Below are 15,482 nucleotides of genomic sequence, written 5' to 3'. Positions count from 1 at the left end.
GGGGAGCAGGCCGACGTAACTGGCGGGCTCCTGCGCGGACTTGTACCGGTAGACGGCGACCGCGTTGGCGCGGCCCAGTGTCGTTCGTGCGGAAGCCGGTCAGGCGGCGCCGGCCGGAAGAGCGTGGGGCACGAAGTCCTTCGCCTTCTGGAGGATCGGCGCGGGAATGCCGTGCTGGGCTCCGAGCTCCTCGACCTCTGCCTCGCTGAGGCCGTAGTGCAGCGAGGCGCCGTTCACGTAGATCGACAGCGCCTTGTAGTTGTCGTCCGGGAGGACACCGCCGTTCTGCGTGACGAGGTCGGCGAACTGCGGAAGCGCGCGGTTGAGAACGGTGAAGGCGTAGTCCCTGTCCTCCGGCCCGGGCCCGGCCGTACCGGCCTCACCCGCATCCGGCTGCTTCCGGACCCACCAAGGACGGGCCTCCAGCTCGGCAACCCGCTCCTCGGCACGCGTCGCTCGGAAGTCGGCGATCTTGTACGCCTCGTGCGCCGCCTTCCGGGCGAGACGAGCGTCGTTCAGTTCGCGGGTCAGGCGCTGTACCTCGCCGTCCTTCTCCTCAACGCTCGCGGCCTGGGCGACGACTTCCGCCTCGGCACGGGTGAGCTTGTCGCGTAACGCGTCGGCGGTTGCGCGTCGTACAAACGGCAGCTTCATGCGGCGGTCCCTTCAGTTGCGGCTGGTCGTACGAGCAGCCGCGGCCCCGGCCTCCCCGATCGCTCGGGATGGCCGGGGCCGCGGTCGTTCGTGCGGGGGTGGTTCAGCGCTCGGGCTGCTTGGGGTGAAGCGTGGTCAGCGGAACCAGCGGGCTGCCGAGCGGGGCGTCACCGGCGGGCAGCTGCGCGCGCCGGGTGTCGGTCTCGTGTACCGCCGTCGCCGTCGACGCCCACTTCATCTCCCGCAGCAGCCACAACGCCCGGCCGTCGCCCGGCTCTGCCGTCGTCGACTTCGCGGCGATCTGTGCAACCGCGGGGGCCGGCGCGGGGATCGGCTTGTAGTGCTGCCGGGCGGAGCGGCGGGTTTCCTGCGGCATCGCGTCCCGCAGCAGGCGGTTCTGCCGGGCCTGCCAGCGCCGGACATCAATGTCGATGACCACGGCCTGGTTGCTGCCGGGGCAGATGGCGGGCTCTCCGTCTTCGGGAACATGGCCGGAGGCGTCGTGCTCGCGGATCTTGAGGTCGGTGTCTCCCATGATCCGGCGCCAGGTCCTGCAGTCCGGGCAGGCGATCGACTTCGTCTCGCCCGGCCGAACGTTGAAGTCCTCCGGGGCCAGCGTGCTGAGCAGAAGCGGCTCGCGGCGGTTGTTGCGCTTGGTACGGGTCCGACCGGGACGCTTCCGGTTCGCCATCTTCGATCTCCTTCTGGCAGGTGGGGGGCGGAGTGCTGCTCTCTCTGCCTCGCCAGGCCGGCCTTGCGGCCGGGTTGGTCCTGGCGGACAGACAACGCAGCAAAACGCGCTGTTCAAGGTCGATCTGTGGTGCTCGATATGAGGTACAGGCGTCTCGACCGGGGGAGCGCGGGCTCAACCCCTTTGCCGCCACCTCCGAAGAAGCGGTGACTCCTGCTGTTTCACGGTGGTGCCACGCGGTGTTCCCGGAGGATCACCGTGAGCCTTACCTACCTCAGGTTGCCTGAGGTATCCTCAGGTGTCAAGCAGTATAGTGAGGTACCCTCAGGCCAAGAAGCGAAGGAGGCGAAATGCCCGAGCCACCACGAGCCGACAACCGGCCGCCGTATACGCGCATCGCGAGTCACTACCGCGACCTCATCAGCTCCGGGGAGCTCGCTCGGGGCGCTCTGCTGCCGAGCATCAAGGCCCTGGCAGCCGAGTGGGGTGTCAGCACCGCCACGGCAGACCGCGCCATGAAGCTGCTGCGTGATGAGCAGCTCGTTCAGGGCATCAAGGGGGTTGGCACCGAGGTCTTGGGTCAGCCTGTTTCGCTGTCCACCGGTTCCGAGCGCCACGACCGAAGCAGCAAGACGCAGTCGACGTGGGGAACCGGCGAGAAGTCGAGCGGGCACACAGCCAGCATCGTCGCCGCTCCCGACGACGTCGCAAGCGTGCTGGGCATCGCCCCTGGTGGCGACGTGATCCGCCGAAGCCGTGTCTATCGAGACGCCCATGGCATCGTCGCTCACTCGACCTCCTGGATCCCGGCCGAATTCGCTTCCGTACTGCCCGAGTTGGCGGAGAGCGTGCGCCTCAAGGGCGGGCTGTCCCTGGACCTGATTGCTCGCGCCACCGGTCGGCAGGTGGCACGGCGCGCGCATGAGGAAGGCGCTCGCATCGCCACCGCCCAGGACCTTGAGCTCCTGGAGCTGGAGCCCGGTACGGTCGCGGCGATTCTGGTGCTGACCGTGAGATTCCTGGACGCCGATGGCGAGGTGCTGGAGTACGGGGTCGACCTTGGCGCCCCGGGCCGTACACGCCGCTTCACCTCGGAGGAGGAGCGGTGACCATCAGCGACGCGGTTCTCCTGGACGACGACGTCTACAGCCTTGAGAGCCGCCTCGGTCACCTTCTCCGAGCCGAGGCTGCCGACACCCTGACCCTGGAAGGACGATTCGAGATCCGCCGTATCTCCGCAGCCCTCGCCGGCCGTCCGGGGCCAGCGCCTCGCGCCATCCTCATGTCCGCGATGCCGGGCGCTGGCAAAACAACCCTCGCCCGAGCCCTCGAGCAGGTTGGCTTCCTGCGCCTCTGCCCGGATGAGGAGATGTTCCGTCGCTACGGCCACTACGGCCGTGACTTCCCGCGCGGTGAGTTCCGCGTCCGGGAAGCGCCCGTCCTCAAGGACATCGCGCTGGAACTCCAGGAGTCCCTGCAATCTGGCCGCGACACCGTGGTCGACCACGGGTTCTGGACTCCAGAGGAACGCGGGCAATGGGCGGCAACTGCTATGGAAGCTGGCGGCGTACCCGTTCTCGTCTACCTGCCCGTGCCGCACGAGGTGCGCTGGGAGAGGATCCGGGAGCGCAACGCCCAGTCGCTGGTCGACCCGAATTCGATCGAGTTCAGCGAGGAAGACCTGCTGAGGTTCGGCGGCCGATTCCACGCACCGACCGCCGATGAGCCGCACATCGTCTATGACGGCCGCCCCGAGAGCCTGCTGGCCGAACTCCGCCGTACGCGTCCTTCCAGTGGTGGCCCTCATTGACCCCTACCTCTCACGTGCATCACCGAGCGCTTCTTGACCATGACCGTGCTCGGGTGATGCCGCTACGGAAAGTGACAAGTGGTGGTGACATTCCAAATGTCACCACCACTTGTCACCTCCGCGTGATCGAGGGGCCGTGCCATGCTCGGCCGCAGAAGGGCCGCCTTCCGCTCTGCGGACATCCCCCTGTCGGAGCGCAGGCTGCGCCGAAGGACCGTACGGGGAAAGGGATCGGCGATGGCTGACGAACGTCCTGACTGGGCACGCCGGATGGTTGAGGAGCGCGCGGCGCGCGGGTGGTCGCAGATTGACGCGGTTCGGCGCTTGATGGTGCGTCTCCCCGAGGACCAAACCGTGAGCGAACAGGACCTGCTGCGTCAGTGGAAGAGGTGGGAAGCCGCCGAAGCCCAACCCCAGAAGTACCGGTCCCTGATCGCGGCGGTCTTCGGTACGACCACAGGCGCCTTCTTCCCCGAACGCAGTCGGCGCGACGGTCGCTCGGAGATCTTGCAGGTCAGCGGCATGGACACCGTGGACATCATCGCCCGGTTGAGGGCGAGCGACGTGGACGTTGCCACGCTGGACGCACTGCGGATCACGGCCGATCGGCTGTGCTGCGAGTACGCCTACATGCCCGCCGACCAGTTGCTCATGGAAGGCAAGGCGTGGCTCGCCCGTGTCGTCGGCTTGCAGCACCAGCGGGTCAGTCTGGCTCAGCACCGCGAAATCATCGCGCTCGCGGGGAAGCTGTCGCTCCTGGTCGGCTGTGTTGAGTACGACTCCGGTCACCCCCGTGACGCCGAAGCCACCCGGCAGGCCGCGCTGATGCTCGGGCAGGAGGCCGGGGAGGTGAGCGTGCAGGGGTGGGCGCACGAGATGAGGGCATGGTTCGCGCTGACGCGTGGCGACTACCGCGGCGTCATCGCGGCAGCGGAGGCCGGCATCGCGGTGGCGCCGAATGAGAGCGTCGCGGCGCAGCTGTACGCGCAGAAGGCAAAAGCGTGGGCACGATTGGGCGACCGCTCACAGACGGAGGTCGCCCTCGATCAGGGCCGACAGGTCTTGGAGCGTTTGCCCTATCCGGAAAACATTGAGAACCACTTCGTGGTGGACCCCGGAAAGTACGACTTCTACCGCATGGACGCGCTGAGGAAGTCGGGCGAGAACCGGCTCGCGGAACAGTTGGCGCACGAGGTCATTCGGGCGGGCACGGACTTCGATGGGACGGAGCGGTCGCCCATGCGGATCGCGGAGGCCCGCGTCACGCTCGGTGTGGTCGCCGCACGCGAGGGCGACTTGGACACAGCGCTGGCCTACGGCGAGCGTGCCCTCGGAGGGGACCGGAAGTCGTTGCCGTCCCTAGCGATGGTCAGCGCCGATCTCGGGCAGGCCCTCCAGTCTCACTACGCCAACGCCCCCGAGGCGCAGGAATTCGTCGTCCACCTTCGCGAATTGCGAGGCGCCCGATGACCCTCCCGCGGGGCGGGCAACTTTCCGCGACCTTCCCGTCTGACGGGCTCGGCATTCCGGGCACCTCGGACGTTGCGCGAATTCGTCCCGCAAATCTGTCTGGATCTAGGGCTAGGCTGTGGGGAGACTTGATCGATAACGGCGAGAGCCCCCAGGACCGGGCATGGTCCACGGGGGCGCTCGAACGGGGCGAAGCCTCGTTGGGCGATACACCTGGAATGGAGGTGATCGCGGGATGAAGGTTACCCGCGTCCGCGGAACTTCGCGCGCTGCTACGCCGTTTCCCAGTCGCGATCACGCCATCGGGCGTGCGCTCGGGCATGCCGCCGACACCGGTCTTGAGATCAAGGGGGTCGGGGTGACGTAGCGCCACCGGCCGCGCGCGCCAGTGAGGTGGAGTGGCATCCACTGTGGCCTCGCGCGGCCCGTCTCGCCGACCGGACTCACCGTCCAGGTCGGCCGCCCAGTCTCCGGTTTTGGCGCCGGCTTCCGGGCTCTGGCTCATCGAGCCATTTCTTCACCTAGCAAAACCCCGCTTTGGCAAGCGGGTCGCACTACCCGGTCCGTGAGGGCCGGCCAGTACCACCGGTCCGCAAGGACCAGCACCACCGCAGTCGCTCCCAGTGGCAGGGGGCTTCTGCACCCAACCGGTGGGCTCCTTCGGCTTTGGCAGGCCGTTGGGGACCACCTACATCCGCATAGACCGTTCGGCCGAGGTCGGGTCCTGGCAAGGGCCCGGTCGCGGTCGGGGTCGACCTATTTGAAGGTTGGTAGCGCCATAGTGCACGAGGTCAGGCCGGGTTGTCAGGTCCGGCATGGGGTGGGGGACACCACGTCTCCGGTGAATTCCGCAGGCCGCCGCGTCCCGCCTGGCGGGAACGTGACATACATCACACCCCCTCAGGGTCACACGGATGACGCCCGATCGGCGTGCCGTTTGACCTGGGGGAGGTCTCTGTGAGCGCGGTCGCGGCGTCGGCCGCTGCCATGATCGAAAACCCCTTCGATACTGCTCCGGGCCGTCGGCTGCGGTCGGTGCCCGCGCAGGCCGGCCCGGCGCCGAAGCGCGGTCCGTCGCATCCGCTGGCGCTGGGTCAGGACGCGCGTGCCCGGCTGGGCGGTGCGGCGCGTGCGCTGCTGGACGCCGACGGGCTGGAGGGCATGTCGGACGCGGTCCGCCTGGCCGTGCTGGTACTGGCGTCGCGGACGCCGTCGGAGTCGGGTGTGGTGGAGATCCGTACGCCGGAGCTGGGTCGGTGGCTGGGACTGTCGGCGTCGTACGTCGCGTCCGACGTGGTTCCGGCGCTGCGTCGCTCCGGCCTGGTCGACATCGAGACGGCGGAGGGCGAGTTCGGCCAGGACATCGGGCTGTGGTGCAAGGTGCTGCCGGTGTGGGCCGCGTACGGCGTGGTCGGGCACCCGCTGGCGCTGGAGAAGAAGGAGTTCGCGACGCTGCTGCGCCTGATGGAGGCCGTGATGGCGCCGGGCTGGGCGCACAAGGACGGCAGGTTGACCCCGGCCGGGCTGCTCGGCTCGCGTGTGGGTCGCGCGGCGGCGACGGACCGGCTGGCGCTGCTCCTGCTGGTCCTCGAGGCGCGGGATACCGGGCAGGTGCGGCAGTGCGGCGGGACGGTGGACACCAAGCGCGGCCGTGCGGCGGCGACGGTGGCCCGGCTGCTGGGCTGCAAGGCGTCGACGGGGGAGCGGGTCTTGGAGCGGCTGGAGGACCGGGGCCTGGTGCAGCGGGTGCGGGTGGAGACGGTGTCGCAGCTCGCGCACCGTACGCGGCTGATGCTGCCCGCGGTCGCCGCCGCGCACGGCAAGCGCGGTGCCGCCGTCGCCCGGCGGGAGGACCGTGCGACCGCCCCGAACCCCGATTTTTCAGACCCCGACGTTGCGGCAGGGGATATTGAGCCCTTCGAGCCGGACGAAGAACCGCAGGTCAGCGGTGTGCCGGTGGCGGATGAGGCGGGTGTGGCAGAGCCCGACGTTACGGCAGCCCTTCACACTGATCACCCTGCTGTGGGTACTGATGTCTCTTCGCTCTCGCTCTCTGGTGGGTTTTCCGGCGAAGGCCGTCAGGGGTGCGGTGATCTGCCGGGGTGCGCGTGCGAGCGCGAGGACCAGGCCGTGGACGCCGATGCTGTCGACGGGCTGCGCCTGGTCGACGGCGCGGACCCGCTGCGCGGGGAACAGCCGAAAAAGTCCCCGTCGTCGATCAGCAAGATGGGCGGCCGCGGGCCGGTGGCAGGCCTGCCGGTGCAGGTCGTGGACGGTGCGGGTCAGGGCAGGCAGCAGCGGGGAAGGGCGGTCCTGCCGGCGGAAGACCTGCGGATGATCTTGGAGCCGGTGCGGCTGGTGTGGGCGCGGTTGGAGCGTCCCGCCGCCCGCCGCATGGTGGAAGCCGCCGCACGCTCCGAGCTGGTCACGGTGAGCGGGTTCGTCGGCCGGACCGACGCTCCGCAGGCCCTCGCCGACCGGCTCGCCCGGCGCCTAGCCGACCAGATGCGCCTTGGCGGTCCGATCAAGGATCCGGTGGGCTGGCTGATCGGCAAGGGTCTGCCGCAGCGGCAGGAGTGCGGCGACCGGCTGTGCGACGACCGCATGCTGCTCGACTCCGGCCTGGACTGCCCCCGGTGCGAAGACCGCCAGGCCAGCAGCCGTGCCCAGCGGCACGCGGTCGCGGCCGCCGTCGACGACGCGATGCCCTACGCCTCCGAGACGGAGCGCCGTACGGCGGTCGACCGGCAGCTGCACGAGACCGTGACCGCCCGGGCGTGGGCCCGCGAGCACGAGTGGGAGCAGGTCCGGGCCCAGCAGGCAGCCGCCGCCAAGGCCCGTGCCGCAGCCGCGGCTGCGCGCCCCGCCCTCGATGAGCCGGCCGCGCCGCCGGCCCCGGTCGTGCTGCCCGCTCCGCGCCCGGTGCCCGCCGTGCCCGCACCGCAGACGCCGGCCGACGACGTCGACCGGGACCTGGTCCTCGAGGACCTGACCCGCGAGCAGGTCCTGGACTGGCGTACCCGCGCCGCCCGCGACCACCAGGTCGTGTTCGACCACATCGACCGGTACGGCGAGCACTCCGCACAGAGGCTGTTCACCAGGGCCTTCGTCGCGGACGTGCAGCGCCTGTCCCGCCTCGGGCACCTGACCCTCGGCTACAGCACCTGGGAGCGGTCGTGAGCGGCGGCGAGGTGTCGGGCGTCGACCTGGCGAGGGTGGCGCTGCGGGCCGCGCGGGAGGCGGCCCGCAAGAACGGCGGCAACACCCGTACGGCGATGCCGAAGCCGCGCACGACGGTGGTGGTGAGGCGTGACGGGCGCGAGCCGATGGGGCTCGGTACGGCGATCGGCGCGCTGGTGACCGAGCGGGCCTGGGAGCTTCCGGCCGCCGGTGCCACGCTGCGCGAGCGCTGGGAGGCCATCGCCCCCGAGCTCGCCGGGCACGTGTTCGCGGTCGGCTACGACCCGGACTCCGGCCGGCTCACCGTGTGCCCGGAGTCGTCGGGGTGGGCGACGAAGGTCCGGCTGGAACAGGCCCGGATCATCGCGGCGGCCAACGCGTCGGCCGGCCGTACGGTCGTGCGCGGACTGCGGATCCTCGCGCCGGGCTCCGTGCCCGTGCCCGCCCCGGACGACGTCCAGGCCCCGGAGACGCCCAAGGGCCCGGTGAAGACACGGGAGTTGGCCAGCGACGGCTACCACCGCGCCCTCGCCGCCCACGGACAGGCCGCCCCGCCCTCCCTGGCTGACCCGGACATAGCTCAGGCAGTCGAGCGGCAGACCCGCGCGATGCGCGAACTGAGTGCCCGTGCGTTTCCCGACCCTGACGAGGCGTCGGCCTCGATGGAGGCGGCCCGCGCTCAGCGCCGCCGCGACGCAGAAGAGACCCGGATCGCGGCCCTGCGCAGGGCGCGAAAGGACCGCGCTGCCCGGCAGTCCGGTACGGCGGCCGCGGCTGCCGGTGCGCAGCCGCCTGAACTCCGGACCACGGCGTGAGCCGGGTGTTTGAAGGAGTAGCCGGGCAGGCCGGGACCGGGATGGCCGGTTCCGGCTTCGCCGCTGCTGAGAGGTGGGTAACTTCCCGCGATATGAGCGCACACCGAGCTTCCCCGGATGAGCCGTGGCCGGGCTGGTCGACCAGCCGGGCGGCTCAGGCCGCGTACGGCAAGCACCTGGTCCGTATCGGCGAACTCATCCCGGTGCTGCTGTACTCCAACATCATGGACCGCCAGCACCTGGCAACCGTGCACGCCGCCGGTCGCCAGGACCTCGTCGACTTCCAGGTCAGCGACCTGACCCGGGAGTGCCGGGACGACCTGCTGGAGACCGCCGCCGTCCTGGACGCGCTCGCCCTGTGCCACGGACACGGCAGCTACCTGCCGCGCCCTTACCAGGAGGACTCCAACCCGGTGCCGAAGGCTGTCGAGCTGCGCACCGACGCCTCCGACGTCGCCGGCGAACTGGCAAGTCACGACCACCAGCACGGGACCAGCACCACCGGCGACATTCCGCCAGCCCTGGAGAACGGCTGCACCGATGCCGAGCGGGACGCCGTTCGCGCCTATGCCCGCCGGGAATGGATCACCGCCCAGGAGCGATGGGCTGACATCTGACCGCACAGCAAGCCGACCGGGGCCGGCTACTCGCGTTGTGCGAGGTCGTCGGGCGTGGGCTGGTACCTGATCTCGTGGGGGTGGCCGCTGTAGTTGACGGTCACCGTGTGCTGAAGGACGTCGTCTTCGGCGTCGTAGAAGACCTGCTCGATCACCAGGCAGGACCGCTCGGTAGAGATGCCGAAGTCGCGGGCCTCCTCGGCGTTCACGAACCGGGCCAGAGAGCCGGTGGCCACCCGCACGGTGCCCGGGGGCGCGTTCGGAGGCAGCACCGGTGTGGCGCCCGGAGGCAGCCAGTCGTTCTCGTCTTGCTCCGCCATGGCTACCTGTCCTCCTCGAACTGGCCGACATGTGCGGCGGGCGGCTCGGGGCGCTCGGGGAAGCCGGTGTCGGGTCTGCCGACGTACCACTCGATGTAGCGGCGCAGTTCGGCGGAGCGGTCGGTGTTCTTGCGCGCGGTGGCGGCCTCGAAGTCCTGCCACAACTGGTCGTCGACGCCGCGGACCCCGCGCAGTTTCTCCTTGTGCTGATTGGCCATGCAGGAATCTTCCACGGGTGGTTGACCACCCGTCAAGGGTGTGTCACATTGAAGGTGGTTAACCACCCAGGATTAGGGAGGACTCATGGCGCAGCAGTGGTGGACCCTCGGCAAGCAGCACATGAACGAGGTGGTCGGCGCGAACGGTCACACCCTCACCTGGAAGCGCCTGCCGCGCGAGTCGAAGGACCACGCCCTCGTCTTCGAGGGCACCTGCACCGACTGCGGTGCGACCGTCTGCATCGACCGCTACGCGTCCAGCACCACCGGCATCCGAGACGCCCGCAACGAGACCTGCTCCGGGCCCGGCACCGCCGTCCTCACCGACATCGAGCAGGAGCGCGCCAGCGAGCTGTTCGCCGACGCGGTCGGCGAGTACGTCCAGGCCCTCGCCGACGCCGGCATCGTCTACACCCGCCCGAAGTCGCCGTTCCGGAACCCGCTCGCACCGGAGAACCAGTGCGGGCTGATGAGCCGGGACGGCTACACCTGCACCCGCCGCCTGAACAAGCGGGGCACCCACAACATGAGCGGCGTCGGCAGCGGCCCTGACCACGTCGGCACCCACCCCGACGACGACTTCACGATGCCGTTCAGCGACGACGACCTGCTGCTGGCCTGACCCGTCCCGCCCGGCCCATCGGGGCCGTGCACCGCACCACCCAGGCACTTCCCGCCTCCGAAGTGGAGAGAGATCATGTCCAAGACCGCCAAGGCCTCCGTGACGATGACCGTCGAGCCGCTTGCGCAGCAGCACATCGAGATCCTGCGCCTCGCGGACACGCCGCACCTGAGCAACGACTTCGACCTGATCCTCGCCCCCTACGGGGTGTGGATCACCTACCGCCGCGAGACCGGCACGAGCGAGTACACCTGGGACGCCAACGTCTCCGGCTACCGGGTCCTGGCGAACGGCGTTGTCGACATGGACTCCTGCAGCATCCATCTGTGGAGCACCACCCCCGCTCCCTACAACAACGTCCCCGACTGGCTGATGGGCCTGATCGAGAAGTACGCCCCGAGCTCCTGGTAGCCCTGCCCTGAACCCCCGGCCGCGCGCCGGGGGTTCGCCGTTCCGCCGTCCAACTCGCCACGGATCAAGGAGACATGAGGATGGAACTGGCCTCATCTGCCATCACCGGCGTCATCGGCGTGCTGGGGATCCTGGTCGGCTTCCGTCTGCAGGAGCGGTCCACCGTACGCCGGGACCAGGGCGTCCAGCAGGCACAGCAGCGCGCGGAACTGCGTACGGCGTGCGTCCGCTTTCTCACCCGGCTCGCCGCGATGCGGCGCCTGCAGAACGAACGCTCCGTCCTGCGGGAGGCCGGCGCTTCCGGGGCGGAGCAGGCAGCCGCGAAGGTGGCCGCGCTGGAGGCGCGCACCGTCGTGGGCGAGGCCCTGACCGAGCTCCAGCTGCTCACCGACGACCCGCGCGTCCTGGAGCTCGCCACCCGCATCGTCGACGTCACCTTCAACCTGCACGACGCCCCCGACCGTGCCGACCGGGACCGGCGCGCAGGCCTCGCCAGGGACGCGCACAACGCCTTCGTCGCCGTCGCAGGCCGTCACATTCGAGCCTGACCGCCATACACGCTCAAAACGTCATCTCTCTACCCAAAACAATATCCGATCGAGTTAAAGAAACGGGTTAAATGTAGGGGGTAAGGGTGCTAGTGTTCATGATGGAGGTAGATATCAAATGGCAACTGAGGAAGAGCTGTTCGCGTCGGTCGACGCACTGCTGGAGGAGGACCCGCAGCTCCCGCCCCCGGCGGAGCGCGCCCGACTCCGTGAGGCCGCCGGCATCACCCAGGCCCGCCTTGCGGTCGCGCTGAAGACGTCGACGCAGACGGTCAAGAACTGGGAGAACGGCAGGAGTGAGCCCAAGCCGCCGCGCCTGGAGGCCTACCAGCGGCTGCTGAACGGATGGGCGGCGAAGTACCCCGCCCACGGAGCTCCCGCCGCGCCCGCCCCGGCTGCCGCGCCCCGGCCGGAGCCGGTTCCCGAGACGTTCACCGGCCCGGCCGCGCCCGAGACACCCGAGGTAGAGACGGACCCGGCCCCGGTCCAGGCGCCCGCCGTCGCGGCCGCGCCGGAGCGTCCGGCCGCGCGCCCGGCGACGTCGTCGCGCCGCCCGGCTGGGAAGAAGGCCGCGAAGCCCGCCGTCGACCCGCGGTTCCCGCACGGTCCGCTCGCGGTGCTGGACGGTGACGGCTCCGCGTACGGCGTCGACGGCCTCGTGCTCGACTGCCCCGCTCGCACGGTTGTGGAGCTGGTGGAGTGGACGCTGCGCGAGTCCGGCCTCGGTGCGCCCAAGCTCAACCGTCACGGCAAGGACGCCGACCCGCTGATCGTCATCACGGCGGCCGCCGCTGTGAAGCTCGGGCTGCCGGAGCGCCTGGAGGACCGCCGGGGTCTGCGCCTGGAAGAGGACCACCCGGTCGTCAAGCAGGTACTGAAGGCGCGCTGGCAGCTCACCAAGCGAGGCTTCGGCCCGTGGGCGAGGGTCTACCGCAAGGCGCAGGGCCGTGACCGGCAGTGCGTGCAGCTGGCGATCCTGCCGTGGGACGCGCTCGACTCTAGGGCCTGGCCCGGCGTCGCGGAGATGGAACCGGCCGACGTCGCGCGCGTCCTGGGTGTGTATGCCCAGCGGGTCATCACCCCGCGCGGGTCGACGGCCGTGTCCGGGCTGGAGTTGATGACCGCGCTGCGCCCGCCGACGCGGCCGGTGCGCGATGAGGAGACCGGCAACTGGGTGTCCGGCCCCAACCCCGGCGCGCTGGGCACGGAGGCGATGGACCCGGCGCCGCCGGAGGGCCAGCCCGAGCACCCCGCGATCTTCCACTCCGGCTGGAAGGGCGGCTTCCTTCATGAGGAGGCGTACCAGTGGGTGCGGCCGGTGGACCTGCTCACCGATGAGGAGTGCCAGCTGCCGTACGCGGTCGGCCTCGACCTCAACACCGCCTTCCTCGCGGCTGCGGCCCGCCTGGTTGTCGGCCTCAGCGCCCCCGACCACTTCCACGCCCCGAAGTTCAACCCGAAGATCCCCGGGAGCTGGCTGGTCGACCTGTCCCACATCGAGCTGGACCCGCGTCTGCCCAGCCCGTTCACCCCGGAAGGCACCCGTCCGACGGGCCCGGCCTGGTACCAGACGCACACCGTCGCCTACGCCCAGGAGCTCGGCTACAACGTGGAGCCGATCGAGGCGTACCTGCGCCGCGAGACCGGCGCGTACCTGGACCCGTGGCACGACCGCCTCAAGACCGCTTACGTCGACACCCTCGCCGACCTCGGCGTCACCAAGGACCTGGACGACCGGGAGTTCCTGGCGGCGATGGAGCGGCACAAGGACACCGACCCCGCGATGGCGGCGGTGCTGTCCGCGATCAAGGCGACGGTGAAGGGCGGCATCGGGAAGCTGTTCGAGAACCCGCAGGGCAAGGACTACCAGGACGGCGACCCCTGGCCGGGCATGATGCGGCCGACCTGGCGCCCCGACATCCGCGCCGCCGTCATCTCCAAGGCCCGGGTCAACATGCACCGCAAGCTGTCGAACATGGCCAAGCTGACGGGCCTGTACCCGCTGGCCGTGCTGTCCGACTGTGTCGTCTACCCCGCGCCCAGCCCGAGCCCGCTGGACTTCCTGCCGTATGCGGAGTCCGGCAAGCCGATCCCCGGCGCCTTCCGCCTCGGGCCCACGCCGGGCCTGGCGAAGCTGGAGGGCGTCCAGTCGATGCTGTGGGCGGTCGACCTGATGGAGAAGGGCCTCAACCCGGCCCGCCACGTCAAGGGCGGCGACGCCGTCCTGGACGACGGCGAGTAGGCCGTGACCACCAACCTGACCTGCTGCGAAGGGAACTGACATGGCACGCCGGATCCGTCCCACGAACGCGGCCCGCGACGACGCGCTGATCGGCGAGGCCGTGGAGCGCGCCAGCTGGGAGAAGTTCACTCGCGACCCGCCCAAGACCCTCCAGGGGCGCATCAACTTCCTGGTCAAGCAGCTCAAGACGACCAAGGCCGTGGCGACGGAGCTCGGCATCAGCCAGCGGTCCGTGGAGCGCTACCGCAAGGGCGAGCGCAAGCACCCCCCGAAGGCGATCACGGACCGGATCGACACCGCGGTACGCGCCCGCTGGCAGCCAGGAGTGCGTGCCCGGCGGCAGAAGCGTGCCGCCTCCACGGGCGGGATCACCGTGGAGACCCGGGCGCGGTTCGGCTACGACGCGGCCGGCGGTACCACCGACGACGGCCGCTTCCGCCGCCTCACCGTCCGTCTGCCCGCCTCCTACGCCCGTCGCCTGTTCGACGCCCAGCAGGGCCGTAGCACCGAGTCACCGAACGAGGTGATCGCCGAAGGCTTCCAGGAGGTCTACTTCAAGGACAACGGCTACCGTGCCGACCAGCTCCAAGTCGAATTCACGGATATCGACTACATCGACGTCGATTACTGACAGGATCAGAAACACGAATGGCGAGCATCGATTACCCGTTCCCGAACCCGAAGAACAACGCGGAACGTGAGGCGAACCGTGAGGCATCGGACGAATACCAGCGTCAGGAGGAAGAAGCCTCCGACTTCATTGACTGGGAAGAGGAACTGAAGCAGTGACCGCACTGGAAGAGCTCGCGCAGCGGGTGCAGTTCGACCTGGAGAGCGCCGGGCTCACGCAGCGGGCCGACGGAGGCGCGGGCGGCTTCGCCGTCTACCTCCTCGACCAGGAGGTGCACGTCGACTGGTTCACCCACGAGCGGCTCGACAGCGCGGATCTCGACAGCACGGACCACCCCGACGACCTGTTCGCCGATACGACCCGGCGCTACGAGACCGCCACCACGGCGATGCAACGAGCCCTCGACTCGATCCTCACGTCCTTCGGCTACCGCCCCCAGCGCCGCGGTTTCGGGTCCGGCTGCACGGTCGACGTAGACACGACGTCCCCCATGCCCGTTCCCACCGTCCCGCCGGCCCCGGCCGCCGCCTCGCTGACCGACCACCAGACCAGGAGCGACAGCGTGACCACTGAACTCCCGCCCATCGACCGCGACAAGAGCCCCCTGCTCGACGCCGACCACGATGCTGTCCGCATCGCCGACGCGCTGCGCTCCAGCCCGCACATCACCTTCGTCGCCCCGGTCGCGCCCGGCGACGAGACGGTCTGGTTCCGCGACGCCGACGGCACCGGCTTCGAGCTGTCCCTTGCCACCGTGGAGCCGGACCCCGACGGAGAGCGGGTGGCCTATGCCTGGGACGCCGTGGTCGCCGCGATCGGCAACCACCGGCACTTCATCCGTGCCGCCCTCGAACAGCCGTCCTTCGGGCCGCTCAACCTCAACACCATCACCGCGCTCACCCGCACCGGCAACGAGTACACCCTCACGCTGACCGCCGGCTACCGCCCCGTCGACGACCAAGAGCACTCCACCCCGGCCGCCGATGTCGCCTACGCCGCCGACCGGCTCATCGTCAGCGACCCGAGCGACGCGGAACGCGCGACGGCCGAACTCCTCAACTACGTGGCTGCCACCTGGGACACGCAAGACCTGCCGCTGCGCGAGCACGCCCAGGCCGTCGCCCGCGCCCTGACTCGCCGGCCCCGCTAGGCCCCACGCGTCAGTCCGGCCCCGTCCAGGCTGACCAGCCCGCACACGGCGCGGGAGCACGAGGCGGCGCCACCCCACCGCCCAGGCGGGGCGCTGGCCGACC

General features: G+C 70.1%; 17 protein-coding genes. 13 read left to right on the top strand and 4 right to left on the bottom strand.

Translation table 11 applies throughout. The annotated features are described in order from the left end of the window. Positions 1-99: 99 nt before the first annotated feature. Positions 100-654, bottom strand: coding sequence for a hypothetical protein (locus ABZ896_RS48265; protein WP_360944278.1), 555 nt, complete (start codon positions 652-654; stop codon positions 100-102). Positions 655-757: 103 nt separating this feature from the next. Further along, positions 758-1,345: a hypothetical protein gene (locus tag ABZ896_RS48260; RefSeq protein ID WP_360944275.1), complete on the bottom strand. Its 588-nt coding sequence runs from the start codon at positions 1,343-1,345 to the stop codon at positions 758-760. Positions 1,346-1,695: 350 nt separating this feature from the next. On the opposite strand from ABZ896_RS48260, the gene ABZ896_RS48255 reads away from it, so the two are divergent. From ABZ896_RS48255 to ABZ896_RS48230, 6 genes are all read left to right on the top strand, one after another. After that, positions 1,696-2,454, top strand: coding sequence for a GntR family transcriptional regulator (locus tag ABZ896_RS48255; RefSeq protein ID WP_360944272.1), 759 nt, complete (start codon positions 1,696-1,698; stop codon positions 2,452-2,454). After that, positions 2,451-3,155, top strand: coding sequence for an ATP-binding protein (locus tag ABZ896_RS48250; protein WP_360944269.1), 705 nt, complete (start codon positions 2,451-2,453; stop codon positions 3,153-3,155). The genes ABZ896_RS48255 and ABZ896_RS48250 overlap by 4 nt, the downstream gene beginning before the upstream one ends. Positions 3,156-3,392: 237 nt before the next feature. After that, positions 3,393-4,625 carry an XRE family transcriptional regulator gene (locus tag ABZ896_RS48245; protein ID WP_360944266.1) on the top strand — a complete coding sequence of 411 codons (1,233 nt, stop codon included), beginning with the start codon at positions 3,393-3,395 and terminating at the stop codon, positions 4,623-4,625. Between the two features lie 957 nt (positions 4,626-5,582). Then, on the top strand, positions 5,583-7,805 hold the full coding sequence (locus tag ABZ896_RS48240) for a hypothetical protein (protein ID WP_360944263.1): 2,223 nt from the start codon (positions 5,583-5,585) through the stop codon (positions 7,803-7,805). Beyond that, positions 7,802-8,620: a DUF721 domain-containing protein gene (locus tag ABZ896_RS48235; RefSeq protein ID WP_360944260.1), complete on the top strand. Its 819-nt coding sequence runs from the start codon at positions 7,802-7,804 to the stop codon at positions 8,618-8,620. Before ABZ896_RS48240 ends, ABZ896_RS48235 begins: the two co-directional genes overlap by 4 nt. 92 nt (positions 8,621-8,712) lie before the next feature. Then, a complete protein-coding gene (locus ABZ896_RS48230) occupies positions 8,713-9,237 on the top strand; it encodes a hypothetical protein (protein WP_360944257.1) in 525 nt (174 codons plus the stop codon). 26 nt (positions 9,238-9,263) lie between these two features. Here the strand turns inward: ABZ896_RS48230 and ABZ896_RS48225 are convergent, their stop codons facing one another. Continuing rightward, positions 9,264-9,557, bottom strand: coding sequence for a hypothetical protein (locus ABZ896_RS48225; protein ID WP_360944254.1), 294 nt, complete (start codon positions 9,555-9,557; stop codon positions 9,264-9,266). Between the two features lie 2 nt (positions 9,558-9,559). After that, positions 9,560-9,775, bottom strand: a complete 216-nt coding sequence (locus ABZ896_RS48220; RefSeq protein ID WP_360944251.1) for a hypothetical protein — start codon at positions 9,773-9,775, stop codon at positions 9,560-9,562. 85 nt (positions 9,776-9,860) lie between these two features. Here ABZ896_RS48220 and ABZ896_RS48215 point away from each other — a divergent pair, with 85 nt between their 5' ends. The 7 genes from ABZ896_RS48215 (at position 9,861) to ABZ896_RS48185 (ending at position 15,379) form a co-directional block, all read left to right on the top strand. Then, positions 9,861-10,397, top strand: a complete 537-nt coding sequence (locus ABZ896_RS48215; RefSeq protein WP_360944248.1) for a hypothetical protein — start codon at positions 9,861-9,863, stop codon at positions 10,395-10,397. 75 nt (positions 10,398-10,472) lie between these two features. Beyond that, complete coding sequence (locus ABZ896_RS48210; protein WP_360944245.1) at positions 10,473-10,808, top strand: hypothetical protein; 336 nt, start codon at positions 10,473-10,475, stop codon at positions 10,806-10,808. Positions 10,809-10,888: 80 nt separating this feature from the next. After that, the gene (locus tag ABZ896_RS48205; RefSeq protein ID WP_360944242.1) at positions 10,889-11,356 is read left to right on the top strand and encodes a hypothetical protein; all 468 of its coding nucleotides are present in this window, start codon (positions 10,889-10,891) and stop codon (positions 11,354-11,356) included. Positions 11,357-11,474: 118 nt separating this feature from the next. Beyond that, the gene (locus ABZ896_RS48200; RefSeq protein WP_360944239.1) at positions 11,475-13,598 is read left to right on the top strand and encodes a helix-turn-helix domain-containing protein; all 2,124 of its coding nucleotides are present in this window, start codon (positions 11,475-11,477) and stop codon (positions 13,596-13,598) included. Positions 13,599-13,638: 40 nt separating this feature from the next. Next, positions 13,639-14,229 (top strand): XRE family transcriptional regulator, encoded by a 591-nt coding sequence (locus tag ABZ896_RS48195; RefSeq protein ID WP_360944236.1) that lies wholly within the window; start codon positions 13,639-13,641, stop codon positions 14,227-14,229. A 17-nt stretch (positions 14,230-14,246) separates the two neighbouring features. Beyond that, entirely contained in the window at positions 14,247-14,387 is a 141-nt protein-coding gene (locus tag ABZ896_RS48190; protein WP_360944233.1) for a hypothetical protein, read from the top strand. Continuing rightward, positions 14,384-15,379, top strand: coding sequence for a hypothetical protein (locus tag ABZ896_RS48185; RefSeq protein WP_360944230.1), 996 nt, complete (start codon positions 14,384-14,386; stop codon positions 15,377-15,379). Before ABZ896_RS48190 ends, ABZ896_RS48185 begins: the two co-directional genes overlap by 4 nt. Positions 15,380-15,482 lie beyond the last annotated feature (103 nt).

It is taken from the genome of Streptomyces sp. NPDC047072 (assembly GCF_040643855.1).
Classification (GTDB): Bacteria; Actinomycetota; Actinomycetes; order Streptomycetales; family Streptomycetaceae; genus Streptomyces.
The sequence above is the reverse complement of the archived record's forward strand: the minus strand, read 5'-3'. Positions and strand labels throughout refer to the sequence as shown.